We start from the raw sequence: 24733 nt of genomic DNA on the forward strand, positions 1-24733 counted from the left end.
ATGCGCCGCGCGCGGCTTCAAGCGCACGGCCCCAGAGGTGACACGGGGTTGGCGCCGGGGGCACGGGGGTTGCCACGGGTCGGGGCGCCGTGCTTAGATTTCTCGCGAACGGCCACGTCCCTGCGGCCCGGTGATGAAGCGTATCCATGATCCTGCAATGCCCCGAGTGCAGCACCCGCTATCTGGTGCCCGACAGCGCGATCGGCGCCGACGGCCGCACCGTGCGTTGCGCGAACTGCAAGCATAGCTGGTTCCAGGCCGCCGCCCCGGCCGATCTGGTCGCACCGCCACCGGCTCCCGTACCGATTGCAGAGACGCCGGCACCGTTCGCGCCGCTCGCACCGCTGGTATCGGCACCCGAACCGGCCCCGGAACCTGCCGCCGCCCCGCTGCCGGCGCCGTCGCCGCTCCCTGGTTTTGCACCGGACCCGGTTGCCGATCCGGCTAGCCGCTTCAACGTCGGCGCTGCGTCCTTCCGGCCGCGCGTCAACATGGCGAAGCGCTGGACGATCGCGGCGGTCGCGGCGGGGATCCTGATGCTGCTCGCGGTCGTCGCGATCCTGTATCTCGGCGCACCGGGGATCGGCACCAAGCTGGGGATCGGCGCCAACGAGACGCCGCTGCGGCTGCGCGACAACCCGATCGAACGGCGCGAGCTGGAGAACGGGTCGGAGCTGTTCGCGGTCAGCGGCCAAGTCACCAACCCGTCGGATTCACGCCAGCGCGTCCCCGACATCCGCGCCGAACTCCGCGATGCACAGGGCCGGATCGTCTATAGCTGGACGATTACCCCGCAGCAGCGGACGCTGCCGCCGGGCGGCGCGATCGACTTCAACTCGGCGAAACTCGACGTGCCGTCGAATTCGAAGCGGCTGGAACTCAGCTTCGCGGGCGAGACCACGCGCTGAGGCCCCGCGCGGTTATCGCGCCAGCGCCTCGGCGATCAGTTTCCTCGAGTTCGCGATCCCGTACAGCGCGATGAAGCTGCCCATCCGCGGCCCCTGTTCGGACCCGAGCAGCGTCTCGTACAGCGCCTTGAACCAGTCGCGCAGCGTCTCGAACCCGCCGGTCTTGCCGATCTCGTAGACGATATTCTGGATATCCTCGGCGCTCGCATCGGCCGGCAACGCCGCGAGTTCGGCGTCCAGCCGTTCCAGCGCCGCGACCTCGACGCCCTCGGGCGCACGCCGCTTCAGCGTCGGCGCAACGAAATCGCGTCCGTACGCCAGCGCATGGTCGATCAACCGATCGAGCTCGGGATAGGTCTCCGCCGACGCATCGGGCACGTAGTTCGCCAGATAGCCCCAGACCTGCGCCTTGCTGGCGTCGCCCATCACGCCGACCAGGTTGAGCAGCAATCCGAAGGTGACCGGCAGCTCGCCCGTCGGCAGCTTGCCGTCATGGATGTGATGCACCGGATTGCCGAGCTTCTGCTTCAGATCCTGGCCCGCATAATTGCCGCGGAACTGCCAGTACTCGTCTACCGCGCGGGGAATTACGCCCATATGCAGCGACTTGGCCTTTTTCGGCTCGCGATACGCGTAGAACGCCAGCGATTCTTGCGGCCCATAGGTCAGCCACTGATCCAGGCTCAGCCCGTTGCCCTTCGACTTCGAGATCTTCTCGCCACTCTCGTCGAGGAACATCTCGTAGTTGAACCCCTCGGGCGGGCGACCGCCAAGCACGCGCGCGATCTTCGACGACTGCGTCACCGAATCGATCAGGTCCTTGCCCGCCATCTCGTAATCGACACCGAGCGCGACCCAGCGCATCGCCCAGTCGACCTTCCACTGCAGCTTCGCCTCGCCGCCGAGCACGCTCTGCTCGATTCGCTGGCCCTCATCCTCGAACGCGATGATCCCGGCTTCGGCGTCGACCACCTCGATCGGCACCTGCAGCACGATGCCACTGGTCGGCGAGATCGGCAGCACCGGGGAATAGGTCGCGCGGCGTTCCGCGCGCAGCGTCGGCAGCATGACGTCCTGGATACCCTGGAAGTGCCGCAGCACACCCTTCAGCGCCGCGTCGAACTTTCCGGTCGTGTAGTATTCCGTCGACGACGCGAACTCATACTCGAAGCCATAGCGGTCGAGGAAGTCGCGCAGCGTCGCATTGTTGTGCGCGGCAAAGCTGTCATGGCACCCGAACGGATCGGGCACCTGCGTCAACGGCTTGCCGAGATGCTCGGCCAGCATCGCACCGTTCGGCACGTTGTCCGGCACTTTTCGCAGGCCGTCCATGTCGTCCGAGAACGCGATCAAACGCGTCGGCGTATCCGACAATGCGTGGAAGGCATTCCGGACCATCGTCGTCCGCAAGACCTCGTTGAACGTGCCGATATGCGGCAGGCCCGACGGCCCGTATCCGGTCTCGAACAGGATCGGCGCACCGCCCGGCTTGCCGTCCGGATACCGCTTGAGCAGTTTCCGCGCTTCCTCGTACGGCCAGGCTTTGGATTCGAGGGCGGCGGTGCGGATGTCGGTCATGACCGAAGCGACTAGCGCTTCGGTCACACTCCGTCACCCCTAGAGGCTCAGCGGCAGCGACGCTTTGCGGTCATCGACCGGTCGATCGCACGCCCGCCGAGTGCGCCTGCTGCGCCACCCGCCACCGTGCCGAGCAGCCCGCCGCCGAGCGCATTGCCCGCGACCGCACCGCCGACGCCGCCTGCGACCAGACCCGTCGTGCCGCTCGAATAGCGGCAGCGCTTGCCGCGATAGCGCTGGTTGTGCCCGCGATATTCCTTGCGCGCCTCGGCCTTGCTGGCCGGAACGACGACCGCCACCGGAATGGCGAGCGACAGGGCGCTGAGCGCCATCAACATGTTCCGCATTCTATATCTCCCTGTTGTTTCAGTCTGCGCAACGCATACCGCGGGTAGCGGTTGCATGCGGAACGCCCGAACGCGGTCACCCCGGTTTGTGCCAAGGCCCCCAAACCCCGTCATGCCGGGCTCGTCCCGGCATCCAGAGCCACGCGCGGTGTCGCCGGTTACCCTGGATCCCGGGACTAGCCCGGGATGACGAAACGAGTTTGCGCGCCACCCAGCTGTTGCCCTTTCGTTCCCGACACGCGATATCCGTTACGATGCTCCCTTATCCAGCCCTGCACGCCAGCCATGCCGGCATCTGGATCGCGACCGCCGAGGAAACCCGCGCGGTCGGCCGCGGCGAGGCGATCCGGATCGCCGCGGACACACCCGTCATCCTGCTCAACGCGCCGTTGATCGGCCAGCGGCTCGGCTATGCCGAACTCACCGGGCTCGACCTGCTCGAACTCTACGCGTTCCTGCACCCCGCGCAGTTCGCGGTGCCGACGCCGAAGGGCCTCGCGCGCGTCGCGAACCTGCCGTTGCCGGGCGACGATGCGCAGATCGCACCGTTCCTGCTGCGCGCCGCCGAAGCGCTGCTCGCGATCACCGATGGCGACTGGCCCGAGCGCGAAGGCGCGTGGACCGCCGCGCAGTCGCTCTACCGGCTGCGTTGGCCATGGGCGCCGGTGGTCGCCGACCGCCTGAAGAAGCCGCAGGTCGACGAACGCTGGCTGTTCAGCCGCCTGCCCGAATGGGAGGAGCACGCGCCGCGTCCCGCCCCGCGCACCGTGACGATCGAACCGGGCGATGCCGAAGCGCGCCTCGTCGACCTCACCGGCCACGGCGCCGAGGAACGCCCGGGCCAGCGCGCCTATGCCGGCGCCGCCACCGCCGCGTTCGCCCCGCGCGCGATGCGCGATTCGCCCAATCTGGTGCTCGCCGAAGCCGGCACCGGGATCGGCAAGACGCTCGGCTATCTGTCGCCCGCCTCGCTCTGGGCGGAGAAGGCGGGCGGGGCGGTGTGGATATCGACCTACACCAAGACGCTGCAGCGCCAGCTCGGCCAGGAAACCGCGCGCCTCTATCCCGACGCAACGATCCGCAAGGCAAAGGTCGTGACGCGGAAAGGCCGCGAGAATTATCTCTGCCTGCTCAACCTGGAAGACGCGCTGCAAGGCGGGTTCGCCGGCCGCGCGGCGATCCTCGCGCATCTGGTCGCGCGCTGGGCGGCGTACAGCGCGGACGGCGACATGGTCGGCGGCGACCTGCCCGGCTGGCTGCCGACGCTGTTCCGCCGCAACGGCTCGACTGCGCTCACCGACCGCCGCGGCGAATGCGTCTACGCCGGCTGCCCGCACTACAAGAAATGCTTCATCGAGCGCGCGGCGCGGGCGAGCAGCGAAGCCGACATTGTCATCGCCAACCACGCGCTGGTCATGGTCAACGCCGCCCGCGGTCGCGAACTCGCCACCCGGCCGACGCGCTACGTGTTCGACGAGGGCCACCATATCTTCGACGCCGCCGATTCGATGTTCGCGACTGCGCTGACCGGCGCCGAGGCGATCGAGCTGCGGCGGTGGATCCTCGGTCCCGAATCGAGCGGTCGCGGTCGCCGCCGCGGTCTCGCCGCCCGGCTGTCGGACGTCGCCAGCTATGACGAGGGCGGCGCCCGCGCGATCGCCGAAGCCGTCGCCGCCGCCGGTGCGCTCGCCAGCGACGGCTGGCTGCAGCGGGTGGGGGAGGGCGCGCCGTTCGGCCCGATCGAAACCCTGCTCGCGGCGGTCCGTGGCCTCACCTATGCCCGTGCCGAACAGCCAGGCGATGCGGGCTACGGGCTCGAGACCGAACTCGCCGAACCCGATGCGACGCTGATCGAGACGGCGGGGGCGGCTGCCGCTGCGCTCGACGCGCTGGTCCGGCCGCTGGTCACGCTAGGCCGGCGTCTCGAGGCGGTGCTCGCCGAAGCACCCGATTGGCTCGACGGCCCCGCCCGGGCCCGCGTCGAAGGTGCGATCGCGTCGATCGGCTGGCGCGCCGAGACGGTGGCGTCATGGCTGTCGCTGCTCGCGCGCGTCGGCGGCCCGGCGGATGCCGACTTCGTCGACTGGCTCGCGGTCGACCGCGGCGATGGTCGGGAATTCGACATCGGCCTTCACCGCCACTGGCTCGACCCGACGCGTCCGTTCGCCGAGATCGTCCTCAAGCCTGCACACGGCGCGCTCGTCACCTCCGCGACGCTCACTGGCGGCGGCGACTGGGATGTCGCCGAAGCGCGCACCGGCGCACCGCATCTCGCGCGTCCCGCCGCCCGTTTCCAGGCGGTCAGCCCGTTCGATTATGCCAACCAGGCCGAGGTGCTGATCGTCACCGACGTCAAACGCGGTGACGTCGCCGCGCTCGCCAACGCCTATGCCCGGCTGATCGTCGCCAGCGGCGGCGGCACGCTGGGCCTGTTCACCGCGATCCGCCGCCTGCGCGGCGTCCATGGCCGCATCGCCGACCGGCTGGCACGCGAAGGCCTGCCGCTCCACGCCCAGCATGTCGATCCGATCGACACCGGGACGCTGGTCGACATATTTCGCGACGATCCCAGCGCCAGCCTGCTCGGTACCGATGCGCTCCGCGACGGCGTCGACGTTCCCGGCGAGTCGTTGCGACTGGTCGTCATGGAAGGCGTGCCCTGGCCGAAACCCTCGGTCCTCCACGCCGCGCGGCGTCTTGCCGGCGGCGGTTCGGCCTATGACGACCGCATCGTCCGCGCGCGGCTGGCGCAGGCGTTCGGCCGCCTGATCCGCCGCGCCGACGATTCGGGCGCGTTCGTGATGCTGTCCGCGGCGATGCCCTCGCGGCTGCTCAGCGCCTTCCCGCCGGGTGTGCCGATCGCCCGCGTCACGCTCGACGAAGCGGTGAGCCGAATCGCGACACGGCTTTCCTCGACGCCGCGCGTCGGGCATGGACTGCGCGAACCGGCCTGAGGACTTTCATGACAACGCTGACGCTGCTGGCATGAAGACGCTGACGCTGCTGCGCCACGCCAAGTCCGGCTGGGACGACCCCGTCGCGCGCGATTACGACCGCCCGCTCAACGGCAAGGGCAAGCGCGCCGCGGCGATGGTCGGCCGGCACATGCGCACGCTCGGTCTCGAATTCGACCAGGTCGTCGCTTCCCCCGCACTCCGCGTGACCGAGACGCTGGACGAGATCGTGTCGGGCTATGGCCGCACGCTGGCACCGGTCTGGGATCGGCGGATGTACCTGGCGTCTGCGGCGACATTGCTCGACATCGTCCACGGCCTGTCCGCCGACGTCGATCAGGTCCTGCTGGTCGGCCACAATCCCGGCCTCGAGGATCTGGTCCTGCTGCTCGTCCCCGACACGATCGACCCGCACCGCGACGCGGTCGAGGACAAATATCCGACCGCGAGCCTCGCCGAACTGGCGTTCGATGTCGACGCCTGGGCCGACGTCGTGGCCGGCGGCGCGCGCTTCTCGCGCTTCGTCCGCCCCCGCGACCTCGATCCGACGCTGGGCCCCGACGCCGACTGACCCGCCGAGCTTCGTCATGCCGGGCTCGTCCCGGCATCCAGAGCCCCACGCGGTGCCGCCCGTTACCCTGGATCCCGGGACAAGCCCGGGATGACGAAACTACGGAACTACTTCCCCGCCGCCGCTCACTTCCCCGCGAGCGCCTTCAACCCGGCAAACGCATTCGCCGGCTGGAAATCCTCCTCGGCCACCACGCCCGCCGCAGCCAGCGCCGCCGCCGCGTTCGGTCCGCGCGGAAACGGATCCAGCGCCAGCGCCAGCGTCTCCGCCGCCGCCTCGCCCAGGTCGATCGCGCCGCCCTCGATCGGCATGGTGTCGAGGACGTCCTCCGACAGCTCGATCTCGTCCGCCTCGGTGGCGATGTCGTCGACGAAGCGCAGCGACACCGGTTCGTCGATCGTCACCGGCAACGGCTCGTCGGTTACCGAGCACGCCTGCACCACATCGCCCGACACCCGGCCGTGCGCGACGATGCCGCCGCCCTCGCGCCGCACCGCCATCGTCGCCTCCAGCCGGTCGATCGATACCAGCCCGAAGCGCTTGGCGACCGCCGCGCGCTCGCCTTCGTTGGCGGTGATCGTCACCGTCCGGTCGCGCTCGCCGATCGTGTCGAGCCGTTCGAGACGGCTGAATTCGGTATTCACGGCAACTCTCCTGCCAGCAATGTGTCGATCGGCGTGCCCGCCAGCACGGCGTGGAATCCGAACAGCGCGCCGCGGATATGGTCCAGCGCCGCGGCCGATGGCTGGACGCCGCGATACAGGTTGCGGATCATCGCGCCGTCGATGTCGCCCGCCGCCAGCCCGTCGCGATACGCGCCGAGCCGCCCGCCCAGCATCCCCATCATCCGCCCGATATGCTTGCCGACGACGATATCGCCGATTCCGAATTCGCGCAGCTGCCCGTCCATGTCGTCGACGAATCGCTCGGCTAGGCGCGCCGCGGGCTCACCGCCTGCCGGCTCCGCTTCCAGCCGCAGCATCACCAGCGCCAGGATCGTCGCGATCATGTCGAACCGGCCATCGACCGTGTCGGGCACCTCGCCCGCCAGGTACCAGTGTTCCGCGCGCGCATGCAGCACCACCGCGTTGTACAGCGGCAGCGCCTCGTCGCGCTTCTCTCCCAGCAATCGCCCGAACCACCCCAAAGCAACACGCCTTTCCGCCTGCGGCTTGTCTGCCCGCGCATCCTCGCATATCGAGGCGATCGGCCGCCGATGCAATCGCGCACGGCGCCGCTGTTGCGCGTACCCCGCCCTGGAGTTGTCTATGAGCGTGTTTTCCGCCCGTACGGGTCTTGCCGCTGTGGCGCTGCTCGCGGCAGTCGCGACCGGTGGCTGCGCCCAGCTGCGCTCGCACCAGGGCTATGTCGTCGATACCGACCTCGTCAATTCGGTCCAGCCAGGCGTCGACAACCGCCAGTCGGTGCAGGCGACGCTCGGCAAGCCGACCATCAGCGGCCAGTTCGGGCAGGGCGACTGGTATTACCTCGCCCGCGACAGCCGCAACTACGCGTTCCGCAATCCGCGCCCGAACGCGCAGATCACGCTGCAGATCAGCTTCGACGCCAAGGGTACCGTGACCGCGATTCGCCGCGGCGGCATGGATCAGGTCGCCTCGATCACCCCGTACGGCAAGAAGACGCCGACGCTCGGTCGCCAGCGTGGCTTCTTCCAGGATCTGTTCGGCAACATCGGCACGGTCGGTGCGGCTGGGTCCGGCGGCGGCAACAATGGCAGCAACACCGGCGGCGGCGGACGCGACCGGCCATAAGGGTTTGGTCGCGCCGCGTGCTACGCATCGGCGCGACCGGGCCTGGACCGGCACCGATCCCGAAAGGGGGGAAAGGGATCGTCGTGTTAACGCGCCATCCCCGGGTTGGTTCGCTGCGATTCGCGCTAACCCCATAATTAATCGCTAAACATCCGTAACGAACCTGACTCCCGCCGAAACGGCGCTATCGCCCGCTAATTTCGCGCCGGGGGATGCGCGATGGGCGAGTCGATCTGGTTCATTGATGCGGTCGCGCGCGAGACGACGCTGTTCGCCGCGGTCGGGTTGCTGATCGGCGGCGTCGACGATTTCCTGGTCGATCTGGTCTTCCTCATCGGGCGATGGCGCCGCGGCGGACGGCCTCGCCTGACGCTCGCGACGCTGCCCCCGCCGCATCGGTCTGGGCGGATCGTGGTGTTTGTGGCGGCGTGGGACGAGGTTGCGGTGATCGGCAACATGCTGACGACCGCAGTGCAGCGCTTCGATCATCCCGACTACCGGATCTATGTCGGGCTGTATCCGAACGATCGCGGCACCATCCGCGCGGCGTCGGCGGTTGCCGAGCGCGATCCGCGAATCCGCCTCGTCATCGGCACGCGCGACGGCCCGACCACCAAGGCGGATTGCCTCAACACCTTGTGGCACGCGCTGCAGCGCGACGATGCGCGCACCGGCGTCGCGACCAAGGCGATCGTGCTGCACGATGCGGAGGATGTCGTCCACGCCGACGAACTGCGTATCTTCGACGCGCTGATCGAACAGCACGATTATGTGCAGTTGCCCGTCCTCCCGCTCGTCAACCGCCGCGCGCAGCTGGTGTCGGGCCATTACGCCGACGAATTCGCCGAAGCGCACGCCAAGCAGCTCGTGGTCCGCACCGCGCTCGGCGCCGGCATGCCGCTGGCCGGCACCGGCTGCGCGATCACCCCGGACATCCTCGCGGTCATCGCTGCCGAGCGGGGCGGCGATCCGTTCGATGCGACCAGCCTCACCGAAGATTACGAGCTCGGGCTGCGGATGGCGGATCTCGGCGCGCGCGGGCTGTTCGCGCGGATCGACGATGCCCGCGGCGGCATCGTCGCGGTCCGCGCCTTCTTCCCCGGTACGATCGATGCGGCGGTGCGGCAGAAGACGCGCTGGATGACCGGCATCGCGCTCGCCGGATGGGATCGCACCGGCTGGGCCCGTCCGCTGGCGTTCGCCGATCACTGGATGCGGATGCGCGACCGGCGCGGTCCGCTGGCCGTCGTCGTGCTGGCGATGGCCTATTGCGCGCTGCCGGTCTGGGCGCTGGCCGCGGTGCTGCACTGGTATATCGGGTCCAGCCCGGCGCCCGGTGGCTGGCCGGGCCTGTGGCTGCTGGCGGTCAACACCGTGCTGCTGCTCTGGCGGCTTGGCACCCGGATGATCTTCACCGGCCGCAGCTATGGTCTTCGCGAAGCCTTCTGGTCGTTGCCGCGGTTCGTCGTCGGGAACTTCGTCGCGCTCAACGCCGCGCCGCGCGCGCTGGTGCGCTATATCCGCATGCTCCGCGGCGCGGCGCCGGTGTGGGACAAGACCAGCCACGAATTCCCGGATGCTCCTGCGATGGGTCCCGCGACGAGTCCGGCGATCGTAAGCACCGATTTGCCGTGACCGGCGGCCGCCCGCTTCGCTTCCTCCTGCTGACGCTCGGCGGCTGGATCGCGATTCGGACTCTGGCGCTGCTCCCGACCACGGCACCGCTGCCCGCGCTGGTCGAGGCGATCGTTCCGCGCGCGGTCGCAGAGCGGCTGATTCCGGCGTTGGCGAAGGCGTTCGTCCCGTCCATCCAGCCCCCGGTCGCCAGTCCCCCTACCGTCCCGGCGCCGCTCCCGCCGCCTGGAACGCATGCTTCCCCGCCGTTGCTGCTCGTCGCAGTCGCCGCGCCGATCCTCGTCGAACCCCGATCGGAGCGGCCCAGGAGTTCCCTCCCATCCTCGCTCGCGCTGACGCCGATCGCGCAGGGCCGCAGCCGTCTCGCCGGCAGCACTTGGCTGCTCGCGCGGGGCGGACCCTCGGGCTCGCTCGACGGCGGCCAGCTCGGCGCGTCGCAGGCGGGTCTGCGCGTCACCTACGCACTCGGCAGCGCCCGGCGGATCGCGCTCGCCGCACGCGTATCCGCCCCGATCAGGGGCCGCGGACGCGAAGCATCGTTGGGCGTCGAATGGCAGCCGACCCGCATCCCGGTCCGATTGCTCGCCGAACACAGGATCTCGCTCGACGGCGGTCGCGGAGGCCCGATGCTCGGCATCATCGGAGGCTATGGCCCCGCCGATATCGCGCCCGGCATCCGGCTCGAGGCGTACGGGCAGGCCGGTGCGATCGCGCGCGACGGCGTCGAGACCTTCGTCGACACCGCCGCACGTTTGACCCATCCGGTCGCGCACCTCGCCGGCATGCGGGTCGATCTCGGGCTGGGCGCCTGGGGCAGCGCGCAACGTGGCGCACGGCGATTCGATATCGGCCCGACCGTCGGCATCGCGGTCCCGGTCGCGGGCAAGGCGATCCGCCTCAACCTCGACTGCGGTATTATGTAGCAAGTGCACCAACGCGATTGCGGAAGTCACGCCCTACGGCGGCGAACGTATCGCAGACAGTGACACCCTGCACGATACCGTTCGTCTAGGAGCGAAATAGCGTGTCTATTTTTTTTGCGACGTTCTTGAGCCTCGCATCGCTAGTCCATGTAGCACCCGCCTTTGGCGACCTTCCGGTCGCTTTCAGCTCGCAAATTTATGTTGGTTCTCCGGAAGCACTTGAACACGTCCATATAATTAACGAACACCGTAATATCGATTATTGCTCCGCCCGATTCTATCTTAGGCCAGACGTCCGTTCCCGTGATCACCAGCGCATCGTATTTAATAAAATCGTTGGCGGCGATTACTGCATTCTCAAAAATGCTATCAACGGGACTACAATCTTCGCCATCTATAAGAACGGAATAGGCTATTCTAGTCTGATAGGCCGGGGTTGCGCCTTTATTCCATACTTCGACTTGGAAGGATTTTTTTACCTTCGCCGGATCTTCATGCGCTGGACCGTCAACGATCTTCACCTTTCCAAAACTCACGTAAGCCCTAAGGCCTTTCTCAGCGTTCTCCTCGGAGACCTTGACCATGCTGGTTGCGGCATCGGCATTCTGTCCGGCGATTACCAAAGCGGCTTCGGTCTCGCGCGCCCCTTGGAGCGCTCGCCGACTGCTGCGAGCATTTTCACGCATGTTGAGAGTGTTACTCCGGCGAGCTTGCGCCGCAGCAACCCAAGCAAAATAGGCCGCGGCCCCGGCCGCCAAAAGCGTGAGGAGACCAATTCCGAATCCAGCTACCGACAGATAGAAGGACCGCCTTGTCCAGAGGGCGGAATCATACGCGGCGTCTGCCGCCTTCCACTGGGCGCAAAGGTCGGACTTGTGATCGTTGCCACCCTTAGCGCATGGCTTATTGGGGTCTATGCGTTGGTCCGCTTGCTTGAAGCGCGTATTAATCTCTCGCAGGCTTCGCGCTATGGACTCTTGAGCTTGTGCCTGTTGCTTGGTTGCGGCCTGTCGGTCTGGTGACGCTCCCAGAGTTAATCCGACAGCCGCAAGGACGAAGTACCGATAGCCTCTAGGCATTGGATCATGAACACCGCTGTAAATTTTCCCCGCGCCAGCTTGTTCCTGATGTTCGGCTCGCTGTCCATCACGCCGATATCTGCCAGCTTGCCGACAAGCTGGGCGTAGGTAACGCCCTTCCGCTTTAACTCCGCCTTGAGCATCGCCTTTACGCGATCCTCCCATTCCTTCGCCTCAACCATCCCGCGCTCCAAATAACCGCAAATAGCATCATACGCGATGCATTTGCCCTTGCATAGAGTGTGGCGTTGCCACTATATCCGATGCATAAGCACTGGATACGATGACATGGCACAGCACTTTCTCCTTACCGCAGCGGCCCGCACCCTCAGCCTCAAGGCTGTTTTCAAGATGGGCGAGGATGCAGCCTACGAGGCATTCCGCCGCATGCGCTGGCCTGAGACGGAAGGCGAGGCTGTGTGTCCGTCGTGCGGTTGCCCGGACACGTACAACATCACGTCGCGCCGTCGCTTCAAGTGCGTTGCCTGCTACCACCAGTTCTCGGTGACCAGCGGCACGATCTTTGCCAGCCGCAAGCTATCGTTCACCGACTTGCTCGCCGCAATCGTCATTTTCGTGAACGGTGCCAAGGGCGTTTCGGCGTTGCAGGTCAGCCGCGACCTGGACGTGCAGTACAAGACCGCGTTCGTCCTCTCGCACAAGCTGCGCGAAGCGATGGCGATTGAAGCACAGGGCCGCGTTCTGGACGGTGTTGTCGAGGTCGATGGCGCCTATTTCGGCGGCTATGTGAAGCCAGCCAACCGCAAGAACGAGCGTGTCGATCGCCGCACCCTGCTTGCACAGAACGGCAAGCGTCAGTCGGTCGTCGTGATGCGCGAGCGCGGTGGCGATACCCTGACGTTCGTCGGCAAGTCGGAAGCCGTTGGCGTGGCCCTGGTCGCCGCCAATGTCGCACCCGGCACCGTCGTTCATGCTGACGAAGCTTCGCACTGGGATAAGCTACATGCCCGCTACGAGACGTTCCGTATCAACCACAGCGAAGCGTACTCGGCCAACGGCGCTTGCACCAATCAGGCGGAAAGCTTTTTCAGCCGCCTTCGCCGCGCCGAGGCTGGCGTACATCACCGGATCGCTGGCGAATACCTGAACGCCTACGCTGGCGAGATGGCATGGCGCGAGGACAACCGCCGCGTTGCCAACGGTTCGCAGGCCGCGATGGTAGTTCGGTCCGCGATGGTGTCGCCGGTATCGCGTAAGTGGGCTGGATACTGGCAGCGAGCCGCTTGACGTTAGTCAGGCTAACTTTTCACTTGCCAAGTTGGCATGTTTGGGACTTTAACGGTGACGACCCGCCGCACGGTGTGGTCACCCTAGTGTTTAGCTAGGGTAAGACCTGCAATGAGTACGAACGTACTCAAAGCGACCGAACCGAAAGCGCCAGTAGTCCACCACAGACACAGCCTTCGGCCAAGAGCAAGCGACACGCATGTCATTCTCCTTGGGGTCCGGGGTGTGAGCCCCGGGCTCCGGGACGCCCCATACGCCCCGCCGCTAAAGAGCGCCTAGGGGCAGACAGAAGAATGACGGCGGGCCGTCACGGACACTATTCGCGAAGCCGAGCCCCCGAGTCGAATCATTTTTGTTCTAGCTGCGACGAAGCGTGAACATTTCGTGAAGTGTGGCGCAAAAACATCGCTGAGACATGTAGATATAAACAAGTCTTTATATCAGCCGCCACTCTAGTTCTGATCCACTCCCGTATTTAGCGCCGGTTGCGTGGCCCGCCTTACGAAGCCGCCCGAAGGCATCCCCAACCGCCTTCCGTATCGCCGTTGCGGCCACACGGTTACGCGGGTCAATGCCGCGCTCCACCATGATCTCCTTGGCGGCGTCTAGCGTCCGCAACGGGCCACCAGCGCGCCGCATCATGTCGAGAAGCCGCCGCTGTATCGGCGTAGCCCCTGACAGCGCGATAGGCGCCGATTTGCACGCGGGTAGCTCGCTCGGCCGTATGCCGGGGTCGAACACCATTATCGCCGCGTCGATCGCGGTAAGCGCCGATCCGGCATCCTCCCAAGCGATCCTGTGGGTTTCAACCTGGCCCGCCAGTTCGGCGCGCTTGCGAAGGAGACCGCTAAGGGTCTGATCGTATCCGTCCTGCATATGATGGCATTACAACTCACAGGCGGTTACGTCTGTCCCCGCGTTGGTGCATCTGCTACATAATACCGCTCGACTGGCGCCAGCGCATCGGCGGCACCGCGCGACCCGGCTCGGGCCCCGCGCTTTCGATCGGCAGCGACTTCTAGCCGCGGGGGCGCGATCGGCTATAACGCCCCCGTGGATCTGTACCTCCCCATCGCCAACCTGTCGGTCAATGCGCTCGTCATCATCCTGCTCGGGGGCGGGGTCGGGCTGTTGTCGGGGATGTTCGGGATCGGTGGCGGGTTCCTGACCACGCCGTTGCTGATCGTCTATGGCATCCCGCCGACCGTCGCCGCCGCGTCCGCCGCCAGCCAGGTCACCGGCGCCAGCGTATCGGGCGTGTTCGCGCATTTCCGGCGCGGCGGGGTCGATACCAAGATGGGCGGCGTGCTGGTCGCGGGCGGCATCCTCGGCGCGTTCTTCGGCGCGTGGCTGTTCCGCCTGCTCCAGGAAAGCGGGCAGATCGATACCGTGATCGCGATCGTCTACGTCGTCATGCTCGGGTCGATCGGCAGCCTGATGGCCCGCGAATCGTTCGGCACAATCCGCCGGCAACGCAGCGGCCGACCGCCGCGTGCGCGGAAACGCCGCCACCATCCGCTGGTCGCGGCGCTGCCGCTGCGCACGCGGTTCTACGCCTCGGGCCTCTATATCTCGCCGCTCGCGCCGCTGCTGCTCGGCTTCGGCACCGGCATCCTGACGATCCTGCTCGGCATCGGCGGCGGCTTCATCCTGGTGCCGGCGATGATCTATCTGCTCGGGATGGCGACCAACGTCGTCGTCGGCACGTCGCTGTTCCAGACGCTGTTCGTCACCGCGGTCGCGACGATGGTCCACGCCACCACCACCAAGGCGGTCGACATCGTGCTCGCCGCGCTGTTGCTGCTCGGATCGGTGGTCGGTGCGCAGGTCGGCGCCCGCCTCGCGACCAAGGTGAAGCCCGAGTACCTCCGGCTCGCGCTGGCGCTCATGGTGCTGGCGATCGGCGTCCGCGTGCTGCTCGGCCTCGTCTGGCGCCCGGAAGAGATCTTCTCGGTCACGCTGTCGTGAGGACGGGGTCGTGAGGCGCCTGCTCCTCCTGACGCCGCTGCTGATGGCACAGGCGAAGCCCGTGCTCGTCCCCGACGTCAGCCAGCGCAATATCGAGATCGCCTACAGCTTTACCGGGGCCGAACTGCTGCTGTTCGGCGCGATCCTCTATCCCGGTGGCCGCGTGCCGGGCGCCGCGCAGCCGACCGACATCGTCGTCGTCGTGAAGGGGCCGACCCAGTCCGTCCTGATCCGCGAGAAGGAAAAGGTCGCCGGGATCTGGGTCAACGCCGCACGGCTGCGCTATCGCTCGGCGCCCAGCTTCTACGCGATCGCATCATCGCGCCCAATCGACCGGATCGTCGACGACCGCACGCGCGCGATCTACGAACTCGGCCTCGACAGCCTGCAACTGTCCCCAGCGTCCAGCGCCCCCGCCGAGACGCAGGACCGTTTCCAGCGTGGCCTCGTCGACCTCAAGCGCCGCGCCGGCCTGTATTACGCCGCCCCGCATGCGGTCGAGATCACCGACGGCGTGCTCTACCGCGCCCGCGTGACGATTCCCGCCCGCGTTCCCGTCGGGCGGTTCACCGCGGAAACCTTCCTGATTCGCGACGGCCGCGTGCTGGCGGCGGCGGTGCGCGACATCGACATCCGCAAATCCGGGTTCGAACGCTATGTCGCGCGCGCCGCGGATCGCTCGTCGATCCTCTACGGCCTCACCGCGGTCGCCTTGTCGATGCTGCTCGGCTGGGGCGCCGGCTGGATCGCGCGCCGGGTCTAGGCCCTGGATAACGTGATCTTTACGCCTCCACCCGCATAGCATCGGGCTGTATGAGCAGAGGCGTAGCGACGATGACCGAGATGTTGGGAGCCGATGCGTTCCAGCGTGCCACTCCGGCCGGCGGCCTGGCCGGTCAGGCGACGGTGCCGATCGGCTATGTCTTCGCGATCGCCGGTGCCAGCAGCCGCATCGTCATCGACCGCGCCTCGATCGAGACGCTGATCGACGATACCGATCCTGTGGTCGCGTCGGCGGGCTCGGTTGGCAGCCAGATCAAGATGCGTGTCGGATCGACCTGGCTGGTCGCCAACGTCCGCTCGCTGAAGCTCGACGACGCGGCGGGCACGCGCGTGATCGCCGAGATCGACTTTCTCGGCGAAGGCGACGAGGAGCGCCTGACCGGCAAGCTCTATCGCTTCCGCCGCGGCGTCACGCGCTATCCGATGCCGGGGTGCGAGGTCTATCCGATCACCACCGCCGACCTGAAGCAGATCTACGCCGCCGAGGATCGCGCGAACATCGAGGTCGGCACGGTCTATCCGACCAAGGACATCCGCGCCGCGCTCTATGTCGATGCGATGCTCGGCAAGCATTTCGCGCTGGTCGGATCGACCGGCACCGGCAAGTCGACCAGCGCCGCGCTGATCCTGCACCGGATCTGCGAACTCGCGCCGCAGGGTCACATCGTGATGATCGATCCGCACGGCGAATATGGCGCGGCGTTCCGCGGTAATGGCGCGATCTACGACGTCACCAATTTGCAGATGCCGTACTGGCTGATGAACTTCGAGGAGCACTGCGAGGTGTTCCTGACCAGCAGCGGGTCGGATCGCCAGTTCGACGCCGACATCCTCGCCAAATGCCTGTTGATGGCGAAGGCGAAAAGCCGACTGGGGCAGGAGATCGCGAAACTGACCGTCGACGCCCCGATCCCCTATCTGCTCAGCGACCTGACCAACATCGTCGGCCTCGAAATGGGCAAGATGGACCGCGCCGGCGACACCGCGCCCTATCTGCGGCTGAAGACCAAGATCGACGAGATCAAGTCCGACCCACGCTATGGCTTCATGTTTTCGGGCATGCTGGTCGCCGACACCATGGCGAGCTTCCTGCAGCGCATCTTCCGCATGCCGGGCGAGGGCAAGCCGATCTCGATCATCGATGTGTCTGGCGTGCCGTCGGACATCACCTCGGTGGTGGTCGCCGTGCTGGCGCGGATGACCTTCGACTATGCGATCTGGTCGCGCAACGAAGAGCCGCGGCCGATCCTGCTGGTCTGCGAGGAAGCGCATCGCTACATCCCCGCCGGGCAGGAAACCTCCAATTCGGTCGGCCGCATCCTCGGCCGCATCGCCAAGGAGGGCCGCAAATACGGCGTCTCGCTCGGGCTGATCACGCAGCGCCCGTCCGATCTCGCGGAGGGCGTCCTCTCGCAGTGCGGCACGATCATCGCGATGCGCCTCAACAACGACCGCGACCAGGCCTTCGTCCGCGCCGCGATGCCCGAAGGTGCGCGCGGCTTCCTCGATTCGATCCCCGCGCTGCGCAACCGCGAATGCATCATCTGCGGCGAAGGCGTCACCATCCCGGTCCGCGTGTCGTTCGACGGCCTCGACGAAGCCAAGCGCCCGGCTTCGGGCGACCCACTATTCTCGCAGCTATGGCGCGACGTCGGCGGCGAGGATCAGATCATCGCCCGCACCATCCAACGCTGGCGCGCACAGGGGAAATAACGCGCTGGCGGGCAGGACCGGCATACACACGCGGTTCTCCTGCGAAAGCAGGAGCCCAGGAGGCTCGAGCCCCGTCTTCCGTAACCCTGGGCTCCTGCGTTCGCAGGAGAACCGTCGCAGGCTAGATCGTCTCAAGCTTCCATTGAGGACAGACCCTCAGACCTGATCCAACCGCCGCCCCAGCCGCACGAAGAACGTGATCAGCACCGGCACCAGAATGATCGACAGCACGATCTTGGTCAGCATCTGCCCCTCCATCAGCGCCAGGATCGGGCGCTCGCCGAGGAACGAGATGGTGATGAACAGCAACGTGTCGATGATCTGCGAGACGACGCTGGCGATCATCCCGCGCAGCCACACCAGCTTGCCCTCGCCCCCGCCGATCGGGCGCGACAGCTTGGCGAAGATCAGCACGTTGAGCGTCTGCGAGATGCCGTAGCTGATCAGCCCCGCGATCATCATCCGCGCGCCCTGTCCGACCACCACCGGAAACGCATCGATTGCCGGCGGGTACATGCCCGGGTCGTGCGGCAGGGCCAGCACCAGCTGGATCAGCACCGCCGACACGATCAACGGAATGAACCCGAAGCGTACCAGCGAGGTCGCGATCTTTTGTCCGTGGAGTTCGGCGACCGCGCTGCTGAGCGCGACCAGCAGCAGGAACGCGAAGATCCCCGCCTCGACCGCGAGCGGTCCCAGCGCCACCTGCTTCACGCCCAGCACGCCTGCGATACAGACCATCCCGCCGTACAGAACCGAAAAGACGAAGAGCGAGCGCGTAATCGCAGGGGGGGTGTGATCCATCGCCGCGACGCTACCGCGTTTCGCCTTCCCGTCAATTCGCCCCGTGACATTGCAGCGTCAAATGACTGGCGAGCCCCGCCCCCGCGTGTCATGTCGGCCCTGCGCGCCCGGGGGGCCGCGTCACGATCTTCAGGAAGCGTCAGTCCAGGCATGAACAGACTTCTCATCGGCCTTTGCGGTATCGCCGTGATCCTGGGTATCGCGGTGCTGCTGTCGACCGACCGCCGCGCGATCCGGTTGCGCATCGTCGGCGCGGCGTTCGCGCTGCAGGCCGGAATCGCGGTGCTGGTGCTCTATTCCAGTTTCGGCAAGCTGGTCCTCGGCTCGATGTCGGGCGGGGTCGCCAACCTGCTCGGCTATTCGCAAAAGGGTACCGAATTCCTGTTCGGCAAGATGGCGACGCCCGAGATCGGCGGACAGAGCTTCGCGATCGCCGCGCTGCCGGTGATCATCTTCTTCGCCAGCCTGGTCTCGATCCTCTATTATCTCGGCGTCATGCAGCTGATCGTGCGCTGGGTCGGCGGCGCGATCGAGAAGGTCATCGGCGTATCGAAGGTCGAATCGCTGTGCGCGGCGGCGAACATCTTCGTCGGCCAGAGCGAATCGCCGCTCGTCATCCGCCCCTATCTCGCCGGACTGACCGCCCCGCAGCTGTTCACGGTGATGACCAGCGGGATGGCGGGCGTTGCCGGCACCATCCTCGCCGCGTACGCCTCGATGGGCATCAGCATCGACTATCTGCTCGCGGCCAGCTTCATGGCGGCGCCGGGCGGTATCCTGATGGCCAAGATCATCATGCCCGACAGCCGCGCGACGCCCGACGGCGAACTGGCGCTCGGCGACGTGCCCGAAAGCATCGCAGGCGAGCCGCTCCCCCAGGCCACGCATGACGAGGAAAAGCCCGCCAACCTGATCATGGCGGCGGCACAGGGTGCCCAGACCGGCGTGCGCCTGGCCGTCGCGGTCGGCGCGATGGTGCTCGCGTTCGTCGCCTTGGTCGCGCTGGCGAACGGCCTGCTCGGCGGGCTCGGCAACATCATCGGCTTGCCGGGGCTGAGCTTCCAGGGGCTGCTCGGCTATGTGTTCGCGCCGATCATGGTCCTGCTCAACGTGCCGTGGAGCGAGGCACAGATCGCCGGCGGGCTGTTCGGGCAAAAGATCGTGCTGAACGAATTCGTCGCGTATATCTCGCTCGGCACGCAACAGGGTCTCAGCCCGCGGACGATCGCGGTGATCACCTTCTCGCTGTGCGGGTTCGCGAACTTCTCGTCGATCGCGATCCAGATGGCGGTGACCGGCAGCCTCGCCCCCAACCAGCGCCCGATGATCGCGAAGCTCGGCCTGCGCGCGCTGGCGGCGGGTAGCCTCGCCAACCTGATGTCCGCAGCACTCGCAGGCCTGCTGATCTCCTAGTTCTCCCGCGAAGGCGGGAGCCCAGGGTCACGAACGCTACCGCTCGTGATCCGAACCCCCACCTGCGCGGAGGACCAATTCAGGGCATCATCACCGTGTCGATGACGTGGATCACGCCGTTCGACTGATAGACGTTGGCGATCGTGATGCGACCCTTGTCGCCCTTGCCGTCCATGATCATCCAGCCGCTGCCGGCCTTCATGAAGCTCAGCGTGCCGCCCTGCACCGTGGTGTAGGTCGCGGTGCCGCCATTGGCCTTCGCCTTTGCCGCGATATCGGCGGCGCTGATCGTGCCGGGCACCACGTGATAGGTCAGGATGCTGGTCAGCTGCGCCTTGTTCTCGGGCTTCACCAGCGTGTCGACGGTCCCTGCGGGCAGCTTGGCGAACGCGGCGTTGGTCGGTGCGAACACCGTGAACGGACCCGGGCCCGACAGCGTTTCGACCAGGCCTGCAGCCTTCACCGCGGCGACCAGCGTGGTGTGATCCTTTGAATTGACCGCGTTCTCGACGATGGTCTTGGTCGGGTACATCGCAGCGCCGCCGACGCGGGGGTTGGTCTTGGCGATGGCGGAACCGCTGGCGACGAGGGCGGTCGCGACGATGGCGGTGCGGATGATGTGGTTCATGGGGTTCTCCTTGCGCACCCCGGTTCGGATGCGGCGGAGATACGCAGGCGGGCGTCCGATTGACGCAAGGGTCAGACGGCGGCGTCCCGTACCGCGGCCCAGGCGGCGATCTCGTCGGGATACCGCGCCGCGATCGTCAGGTCGCTGGCCGCTCCCGCCGCCAGGTCGACATCGACGCTGCCGATCCACTCGACCGTGGCGTTGCCCGACAGCGTCACCATGCCGTCCGCGCTCGCCTCGGCACGGATCCGCCCGCCCTTGTTGAACACCGTCGTCGGCACATCGAACGCGATCCGCCCGGTCAGGCACGCGGCATAGGTCGACGCGCCCATCGCGCTGCCGCAACTGTCGGTCAGCCCGACCCCGCGCTCGAACGTCCGCACGAACAGGTCACGCCCACGCACTTCGACGAAGCTGACGTTCGCGCGGTTCGGCAGCCAGTCGGGCGCCGATTCGCAGACCGTGCCGACGCGCACCAGTTCGGCCTCGTCGATCCGGTCGACGAACGTCACCAGATGCGGGTTGGGCATCGCGACCGCGGTGAACGCGCGGTCGCTCGGCAGCCCCTCGATCGGCGCATCGATATTCTCCGCGCGCCCGATCGTCATCGGCCAGGCGGCGACGTCGCGCGACGCAGGCCCCGCGGTCTCACGTACGGTGAACACGCCCGGTGCAAGATCCGGGTCGCGCACCACGAACGCGCCGCTGGTCTTCAGGCGCACCCGCGCGCTCTCGACGCCAAGCGCGGCAAAGCCCGACCGCGCGGTGCAGCGCAGCCCGTTGAGACAGGTTTCCGATTCGCTCCCGTCCGAATTGAACATCCGCATCCCGAACGCATGGTCGTCATCGCCGGCGGTCAGCAGCAACAGGCCATCTCCCCCGACCGGCCCCGCGCGATCGGCGAGTGCGCGCGCGACCGCCGCCCAGGCCGCATCGTCCAGCGACAGCGCGCGCGCGTCGATCAACGGGAAGTCGTTGCCCGAGCCATGGCATTTGGTGATGTCGAACCGCATTGCCGCGGTCTAGGGGCCGGCGTGGCCGGCTGCAACGCTGCTTACGGCAGGCCGTAATGGTCGGCGATCCGGTCCAGCGCGAACGTCAGCACCAGCCGTCCGGCCCGCGCCGGCCAGCCGAGCGCCTTCTCGGCCACCGGCATGCCCTCGCCCGCGCAGACCACACGCCACAGGATATCGGCCAGACCCGCGCCCGCCGCGGCGGTCGCCGCATCGAACCGCCGCTTCGCCGCGATCTGCGCCATGGTCGGGTCCAGTCCCTCGCCCCCGCCGCCATCGACCCGCGCCGCCCAGCGCATCGTCACGCGCGGGCCCAGCGACGCGGTCTCGTAATCCGCGCGCAGCCGCTCGCCCGCCTCGAACTGCCGCAGGTCGACCAACCCGCGCGACCGCAGCCACCCGAGCGGCGACTCCGCCAGATTGACCGTGACCGTCCGGCCGCGGCCCACCCCTCCACCCATCGACCGTTCCACCAGCTCGCGCATGCCCATCTCCCCCGACCCATCTCGTCCGACCCCTCTCGTCCGAGTCGCATGCGTCTTGCCATATGGTCGCCTTTGTAGGACAGAGGCGAACCTATCTGGTTTGGAGTCCGAGATGATCACCGCGATCCGCGAAGTCCGCCGCGCCAAGGGCATGACGCTCGGGGATGTCGGCCGCGCCTGCGTACCGCCGACCACCGCGCAGACCATCGGCCGGCTAGAAACCGGCACGCGCACCGTGTCGGTCGGCTGGCTAAACCGCATCGCCGACGCGCTCGGCGTCGCGGCGGCGGACCTGGTCAAGCTCCCCGGCCGCGCCGATCTGCCCGTCGCCGCATTACTCGACGCCGCCGGTGCCCACGCGCCGCGCCGTGCGACGACGGCGACCCCGCCCCAGCCGGCCCCGGGGCAAATCGCGGTCACGGTCACCGGCGGCGTCGGCGACTATCGCAGCGGCGACGAGATCTGGTGCGACACGCTCGCCCCCGATGCGTTCACCAGCGCGCTGAACCGCGACGTCCTGGTCCCGCGCCCGGCAGGACGCTTCGTTTTCGGCCGCCTGGTCGAACTGAACGGCGCCACCGTCAGGATCATGCCACCGGGCAGCGGCAGCGAACCATCGACGATCGCAGACCCCGCCTGGATCGCGCGCGCGATCCGGCTGGTCCGGTCGTTATGAAGATGAAATAGCCGTCGGGCCCGAAGCCCGCCGACGTCGTCGCCTCGGCGAAGTCGGGAAAATGGTGCTGCCGGTGAGGATTGAACTCACGACCTCAGCCTTACCAAGGATGCGCTCTACCACTGAGCTACGGCAGCACTCGTCGGCATCGCTGCCGGCGGAGTGGGGCTAAGAGACGAGGGCGGCGCGGTTGTCAAGCGATGTCGGCGGCTGGTAGGCCGATCGGCATGACCGACGCAGACAAAAAGGCCGCCGCAAAGGCTGAGCGCATGGCCGCCGCGCTGCGCACCAACCTCCGCAAGCGGAAGACGCAGGCGCGCGGCGAGACCCCGTCCGTGCCATTGGAACCGACGCCCGACGCCTAGCCGATCGGCGCGCATTTCCCGCGCAGCCAGGCGAGGTCGTCGCCGTCCATCTGCGGCCCCAGCACCGCGAGCACCTGCGCGTGATACCCGTTCAGCCACGCCAGTTCGGGCGCGGTGAGCAGCGAAGGCTCAATCAGCATCCGCTCGATTGGACAGAAGGTCAGCGTCTCGAACCCGAGCATTTCCCGGTCCGCCCCGGCGATCTCGCGCGGCTCGATGAGCAGCAAATTCTCGATCCGGATGCCGTATTCGCCGGCCTTGTAATAGCCCGGCTCGTTCGAGACCATCATGCCCGCGCGCAACGGCTCCATCGCCGCGCCGCCGGGATAGTTGGGCGCGGCGATCCGCTGTGGCCCCTCGTGCACCGACAGATAGGCGCCGACGCCGTGCCCAGTGCCATGCGCGAAATCGAGCCCCGCCTCCCATAACGGTCGCCTGGCGAACGCATCGATCTGGCCGCCCATCGTGCCGTCCGGGAACACCGCGGTGGCGATCGCGATATGGCCCTTCAGCACGCGGGTGAAGCGGTCGCGCATTTCGGGCGTGGGCTCGCCGATCGGCATCACCCGGGTCACGTCGGTGGTGCCGTCGGCATATTGCCCGCCCGAATCGACCAGATACAGCTGGCCGACCTCGATCGGCACGTTCGACTCTTCGGTGCAGTGGTAATGCGGGCTGGCCCCGTGCGCGCCGGTCGCCGAGATGGTGTCGAACGAGGTGTCCTTGAGCAGCCCGGTCGCCTGGCGGAATTCGAGCAGCTTCGCCGCGGCCGACAATTCGGTCTGTCCGCCCTTCACGCATTCGTGCTCGACCCAGCGCAGGAAGCGCGCGAGCGCGGCACCGTCGCGCGCGGACGCGGCACGGTGGCCGGCGACCTCGACCGGGTTCTTCAGCGCCTTGGCGATCACCACCGGGTCGCGCAGCGCCAGCACTTTCGCACCGCCCGCTTCCAGCGCCTGGGTGATCGCGGCGACAGCACGTTCCGGATCGGCGGCGATCCGCTTGCCGGCATAGCGCCCGAGCGCCTCTGCAAACGCGGCCCGATCGTGGATACGCACCGCGTTGCCGAGATGCTGGCGGACCGCATCGTCGAGCTTGTCGGGGGCGACGAACAGGTCGGTGGTGCCGTCGGCATCGACGATCGCATACGCCAGCGCGACCGGGGTATGCGCGACGTCGCCGCCGCGCACGTTCAGCGCCCAGGCGATCGAATCGAGCGCGGACAGCACCACCGCATCGGCGCGCTGCCCGGCGAGCCATTCGGCGATGTCGGCGCGCTTGGCGGCCGACGATGCCCCCGCCAGCGCATCGTCCTGCACCGTCATCCGGGCATCGGACGGCGCCGGGCGATCGGTCCAGGTCGCATCGACCGGATTGGCCTGCACTGCGACCAGCGTCGCCCCGCGATCGGCCAGCGCCGCGCTCGTCTCCGCGACCCAGGCGCCGGTGTGCAGCCACGGATCGTAGCCGATCCGCCCGCCCCCGGGCGCATGCGTGCCGAGCCAGGCCGAGACGCTGGTCTGCGGCACCGGCGCATACTCCCACAGCGCGCCATCGACCTGTTCGCGGACCTGCAGCGTGTAGCGCCCATCGGTGAAGATCGCCGCGCGGTCGGCCAGCACCGCCGCGCTGCCGGCCGACCCCTGGAACCCGGTCAGCCAGCCGAGTCGCTGCGCATAGGCGCCGACATATTCGCTCATATGTTCGTCGGTCAGCGGCACGACGAAGCCGTCGAGGCGCTGCGACGCAAGCTGGGCACGAAAGGCGGCGAGGCGGTCTGCATAAGTCATCCTGCGGTCCTGCCAGATCGGCGGCGGCCATTCCACCGCGCTGCGCCGGTGATGCGCGAGGGAACATCGCGGGCGCCCCC

The 24733-nt window shown here is 67.5% G+C and carries 24 protein-coding genes and 1 tRNA gene; 14 read left to right on the forward strand and 11 right to left on the reverse strand.

The genetic code is table 11. The features are described 5' to 3' along the window. Nucleotides 1–146 precede the first annotated feature (146 nt). On the forward strand, nucleotides 147–908 hold the full coding sequence (locus SJY20_RS01970; protein WP_380784933.1) for an MJ0042-type zinc finger domain-containing protein: 762 nt from the start codon (nucleotides 147–149) through the stop codon (nucleotides 906–908). 12 nt (nucleotides 909–920) lie between these two features. Here SJY20_RS01970 and SJY20_RS01975 read toward each other — a convergent pair whose 3' ends face one another. Both SJY20_RS01975 and SJY20_RS01980 read right to left on the reverse strand, forming a co-directional pair. Beyond that, on the reverse strand, nucleotides 921–2486 hold the full coding sequence (locus SJY20_RS01975) for a lysine--tRNA ligase (RefSeq protein WP_380784934.1): 1566 nt from the start codon (nucleotides 2484–2486) through the stop codon (nucleotides 921–923). A 47-nt stretch (nucleotides 2487–2533) separates the two neighbouring features. After that, nucleotides 2534–2833 carry a hypothetical protein gene (locus tag SJY20_RS01980; protein WP_380784935.1) on the reverse strand — a complete coding sequence of 100 codons (300 nt, stop codon included), beginning with the start codon at nucleotides 2831–2833 and terminating at the stop codon, nucleotides 2534–2536. Between the two features lie 254 nt (nucleotides 2834–3087). Between SJY20_RS01980 and SJY20_RS01985 the strand changes: the two genes are divergently transcribed. Together SJY20_RS01985 and SJY20_RS01990 are read left to right on the forward strand one after the other, a co-directional pair. Continuing rightward, entirely contained in the window at nucleotides 3088–5787 is a 2700-nt protein-coding gene (locus SJY20_RS01985) for an ATP-dependent DNA helicase (protein WP_380784936.1), read from the forward strand. Nucleotides 5788–5818: 31 nt separating this feature from the next. Then, the gene (locus SJY20_RS01990; protein WP_380784937.1) at nucleotides 5819–6358 is read left to right on the forward strand and encodes a SixA phosphatase family protein; all 540 of its coding nucleotides are present in this window, start codon (nucleotides 5819–5821) and stop codon (nucleotides 6356–6358) included. A gap of 125 nt (nucleotides 6359–6483) precedes the next feature. On the opposite strand, the gene SJY20_RS01995 is transcribed toward SJY20_RS01990, so the two are convergent. Continuing rightward, nucleotides 6484–7002, reverse strand: a complete 519-nt coding sequence (locus SJY20_RS01995) for a YceD family protein (RefSeq protein ID WP_380784938.1) — start codon at nucleotides 7000–7002, stop codon at nucleotides 6484–6486. Further along, entirely contained in the window at nucleotides 6999–7487 is a 489-nt protein-coding gene (locus tag SJY20_RS02000) for a ubiquinol-cytochrome C chaperone family protein (protein ID WP_380784939.1), read from the reverse strand. The genes SJY20_RS01995 and SJY20_RS02000 overlap by 4 nt, the downstream gene beginning before the upstream one ends. Before the next feature lie 139 nt (nucleotides 7488–7626). On the opposite strand from SJY20_RS02000, the gene SJY20_RS02005 reads away from it, so the two are divergent. The 4 genes from SJY20_RS02005 (at nucleotide 7627) to SJY20_RS02020 (ending at nucleotide 11710) form a co-directional block, all read left to right on the forward strand. Then, nucleotides 7627–8130, forward strand: coding sequence for an outer membrane protein assembly factor BamE (locus SJY20_RS02005; protein WP_380784940.1), 504 nt, complete (start codon nucleotides 7627–7629; stop codon nucleotides 8128–8130). Between the two features lie 219 nt (nucleotides 8131–8349). Beyond that, nucleotides 8350–9765, forward strand: a complete 1416-nt coding sequence (locus tag SJY20_RS02010; protein ID WP_380784941.1) for a glycosyl transferase family protein — start codon at nucleotides 8350–8352, stop codon at nucleotides 9763–9765. Beyond that, nucleotides 9762–10688, forward strand: coding sequence for a hypothetical protein (locus SJY20_RS02015; RefSeq protein WP_380784942.1), 927 nt, complete (start codon nucleotides 9762–9764; stop codon nucleotides 10686–10688). Before SJY20_RS02010 ends, SJY20_RS02015 begins: the two co-directional genes overlap by 4 nt. A 101-nt stretch (nucleotides 10689–10789) precedes the next feature. Next, nucleotides 10790–11710, forward strand: coding sequence for a hypothetical protein (locus tag SJY20_RS02020; protein ID WP_380784943.1), 921 nt, complete (start codon nucleotides 10790–10792; stop codon nucleotides 11708–11710). Nucleotides 11711–11721: 11 nt separating this feature from the next. On the opposite strand, the gene SJY20_RS02025 is transcribed toward SJY20_RS02020, so the two are convergent. Continuing rightward, nucleotides 11722–11949 carry a DUF6471 domain-containing protein gene (locus SJY20_RS02025; protein ID WP_380784944.1) on the reverse strand — a complete coding sequence of 76 codons (228 nt, stop codon included), beginning with the start codon at nucleotides 11947–11949 and terminating at the stop codon, nucleotides 11722–11724. Nucleotides 11950–12055: 106 nt separating this feature from the next. Here SJY20_RS02025 and SJY20_RS02030 point away from each other — a divergent pair, with 106 nt between their 5' ends. The 4 genes from SJY20_RS02030 to SJY20_RS02045 all read left to right on the forward strand — a co-directional run bounded on the left by SJY20_RS02030 (nucleotide 12056) and on the right by SJY20_RS02045 (nucleotide 17479). After that, complete coding sequence (locus SJY20_RS02030; RefSeq protein WP_380784945.1) at nucleotides 12056–13015, forward strand: IS1595 family transposase; 960 nt, start codon at nucleotides 12056–12058, stop codon at nucleotides 13013–13015. A gap of 1053 nt (nucleotides 13016–14068) precedes the next feature. Further along, on the forward strand, nucleotides 14069–14983 hold the full coding sequence (locus tag SJY20_RS02035) for a sulfite exporter TauE/SafE family protein (protein ID WP_380784946.1): 915 nt from the start codon (nucleotides 14069–14071) through the stop codon (nucleotides 14981–14983). A 43-nt stretch (nucleotides 14984–15026) separates the two neighbouring features. Then, nucleotides 15027–15746, forward strand: coding sequence for a TIGR02186 family protein (locus SJY20_RS02040; RefSeq protein WP_380788515.1), 720 nt, complete (start codon nucleotides 15027–15029; stop codon nucleotides 15744–15746). 71 nt (nucleotides 15747–15817) lie between these two features. After that, complete coding sequence (locus tag SJY20_RS02045) at nucleotides 15818–17479, forward strand: ATP-binding protein (protein ID WP_380784947.1); 1662 nt, start codon at nucleotides 15818–15820, stop codon at nucleotides 17477–17479. Between the two features lie 156 nt (nucleotides 17480–17635). Here SJY20_RS02045 and SJY20_RS02050 read toward each other — a convergent pair whose 3' ends face one another. Then, on the reverse strand, nucleotides 17636–18283 hold the full coding sequence (locus SJY20_RS02050) for a queuosine precursor transporter (RefSeq protein ID WP_380784948.1): 648 nt from the start codon (nucleotides 18281–18283) through the stop codon (nucleotides 17636–17638). Between the two features lie 150 nt (nucleotides 18284–18433). Here SJY20_RS02050 and SJY20_RS02055 point away from each other — a divergent pair, with 150 nt between their 5' ends. Further along, the gene (locus tag SJY20_RS02055) at nucleotides 18434–19696 is read left to right on the forward strand and encodes a NupC/NupG family nucleoside CNT transporter (protein ID WP_380784949.1); all 1263 of its coding nucleotides are present in this window, start codon (nucleotides 18434–18436) and stop codon (nucleotides 19694–19696) included. A 79-nt stretch (nucleotides 19697–19775) separates the two neighbouring features. Here SJY20_RS02055 and SJY20_RS02060 read toward each other — a convergent pair whose 3' ends face one another. The 3 genes from SJY20_RS02060 to SJY20_RS02070 form a co-directional block, all read right to left on the reverse strand. Further along, nucleotides 19776–20324: a fasciclin domain-containing protein gene (locus SJY20_RS02060; RefSeq protein WP_380784950.1), complete on the reverse strand. Its 549-nt coding sequence runs from the start codon at nucleotides 20322–20324 to the stop codon at nucleotides 19776–19778. A gap of 71 nt (nucleotides 20325–20395) precedes the next feature. Beyond that, nucleotides 20396–21337, reverse strand: a complete 942-nt coding sequence (gene dapF / locus SJY20_RS02065; protein ID WP_380784951.1) for a diaminopimelate epimerase — start codon at nucleotides 21335–21337, stop codon at nucleotides 20396–20398. A 41-nt stretch (nucleotides 21338–21378) separates the two neighbouring features. Continuing rightward, nucleotides 21379–21822: a DUF6456 domain-containing protein gene (locus SJY20_RS02070; protein ID WP_380784952.1), complete on the reverse strand. Its 444-nt coding sequence runs from the start codon at nucleotides 21820–21822 to the stop codon at nucleotides 21379–21381. A gap of 112 nt (nucleotides 21823–21934) precedes the next feature. Here SJY20_RS02070 and SJY20_RS02075 point away from each other — a divergent pair, with 112 nt between their 5' ends. Next, entirely contained in the window at nucleotides 21935–22498 is a 564-nt protein-coding gene (locus tag SJY20_RS02075) for a helix-turn-helix domain-containing protein (RefSeq protein ID WP_380784953.1), read from the forward strand. Nucleotides 22499–22560: 62 nt separating this feature from the next. On the opposite strand, the gene SJY20_RS02080 is transcribed toward SJY20_RS02075, so the two are convergent. Next, a tRNA-Thr gene (locus SJY20_RS02080) sits at nucleotides 22561–22635 on the reverse strand. Nucleotides 22636–22725: 90 nt separating this feature from the next. Between SJY20_RS02080 and SJY20_RS02085 the strand changes: the two genes are divergently transcribed. Continuing rightward, nucleotides 22726–22863 (forward strand): hypothetical protein, encoded by a 138-nt coding sequence (locus tag SJY20_RS02085; RefSeq protein WP_380784954.1) that lies wholly within the window; start codon nucleotides 22726–22728, stop codon nucleotides 22861–22863. On the opposite strand, the gene SJY20_RS02090 is transcribed toward SJY20_RS02085, so the two are convergent. Then, nucleotides 22860–24653, reverse strand: coding sequence for an aminopeptidase P family protein (locus SJY20_RS02090; RefSeq protein ID WP_380784955.1), 1794 nt, complete (start codon nucleotides 24651–24653; stop codon nucleotides 22860–22862). The two genes, SJY20_RS02085 and SJY20_RS02090, sit on opposite strands and share 4 nt — an antisense overlap. Between the last annotated feature and the right edge of the window lie 80 nt (nucleotides 24654–24733).

Source organism: Sphingomonas sp. R86521 (genome assembly GCF_042466235.1).
Lineage (GTDB): Bacteria > Pseudomonadota > Alphaproteobacteria > Sphingomonadales > Sphingomonadaceae > Sphingomonas.

What these genes read in the sequence shown, in the direction of transcription:
- SJY20_RS02040 (WP_380788515.1), top strand. Translation starts at nt 15,027, where the DNA reads ATGGCACAGGCGAAGCCCGTGCTCGTCCCCGACGTCAGCCAGCGCAAT.
- SJY20_RS01975 (WP_380784934.1), bottom strand. Translation starts at nt 2,486, where the DNA reads ATGACCGACATCCGCACCGCCGCCCTCGAATCCAAAGCCTGGCCGTAC.
- SJY20_RS01990 (WP_380784937.1), top strand. Translation starts at nt 5,819, where the DNA reads ATGAAGACGCTGACGCTGCTGCGCCACGCCAAGTCCGGCTGGGACGAC.
- dapF (WP_380784951.1), bottom strand. Translation starts at nt 21,337, where the DNA reads ATGCGGTTCGACATCACCAAATGCCATGGCTCGGGCAACGACTTCCCG.
- SJY20_RS01970 (WP_380784933.1), top strand. Translation starts at nt 147, where the DNA reads ATGATCCTGCAATGCCCCGAGTGCAGCACCCGCTATCTGGTGCCCGAC.
- SJY20_RS02060 (WP_380784950.1), bottom strand. Translation starts at nt 20,324, where the DNA reads ATGAACCACATCATCCGCACCGCCATCGTCGCGACCGCCCTCGTCGCC.
- SJY20_RS01980 (WP_380784935.1), bottom strand. Translation starts at nt 2,833, where the DNA reads ATGCGGAACATGTTGATGGCGCTCAGCGCCCTGTCGCTCGCCATTCCG.
- SJY20_RS02045 (WP_380784947.1), top strand. Translation starts at nt 15,818, where the DNA reads ATGACCGAGATGTTGGGAGCCGATGCGTTCCAGCGTGCCACTCCGGCC.
- SJY20_RS02010 (WP_380784941.1), top strand. Translation starts at nt 8,350, where the DNA reads ATGGGCGAGTCGATCTGGTTCATTGATGCGGTCGCGCGCGAGACGACG.
- SJY20_RS02090 (WP_380784955.1), bottom strand. Translation starts at nt 24,653, where the DNA reads ATGACTTATGCAGACCGCCTCGCCGCCTTTCGTGCCCAGCTTGCGTCG.
- SJY20_RS02055 (WP_380784949.1), top strand. Translation starts at nt 18,434, where the DNA reads ATGAACAGACTTCTCATCGGCCTTTGCGGTATCGCCGTGATCCTGGGT.
- SJY20_RS02075 (WP_380784953.1), top strand. Translation starts at nt 21,935, where the DNA reads ATGATCACCGCGATCCGCGAAGTCCGCCGCGCCAAGGGCATGACGCTC.
- SJY20_RS02070 (WP_380784952.1), bottom strand. Translation starts at nt 21,822, where the DNA reads ATGCGCGAGCTGGTGGAACGGTCGATGGGTGGAGGGGTGGGCCGCGGC.
- SJY20_RS02025 (WP_380784944.1), bottom strand. Translation starts at nt 11,949, where the DNA reads ATGGTTGAGGCGAAGGAATGGGAGGATCGCGTAAAGGCGATGCTCAAG.
- SJY20_RS02050 (WP_380784948.1), bottom strand. Translation starts at nt 18,283, where the DNA reads ATGGATCACACCCCCCCTGCGATTACGCGCTCGCTCTTCGTCTTTTCG.
- SJY20_RS02085 (WP_380784954.1), top strand. Translation starts at nt 22,726, where the DNA reads ATGACCGACGCAGACAAAAAGGCCGCCGCAAAGGCTGAGCGCATGGCC.
- SJY20_RS02005 (WP_380784940.1), top strand. Translation starts at nt 7,627, where the DNA reads ATGAGCGTGTTTTCCGCCCGTACGGGTCTTGCCGCTGTGGCGCTGCTC.
- SJY20_RS02030 (WP_380784945.1), top strand. Translation starts at nt 12,056, where the DNA reads ATGGCACAGCACTTTCTCCTTACCGCAGCGGCCCGCACCCTCAGCCTC.
- SJY20_RS01985 (WP_380784936.1), top strand. Translation starts at nt 3,088, where the DNA reads ATGCTCCCTTATCCAGCCCTGCACGCCAGCCATGCCGGCATCTGGATC.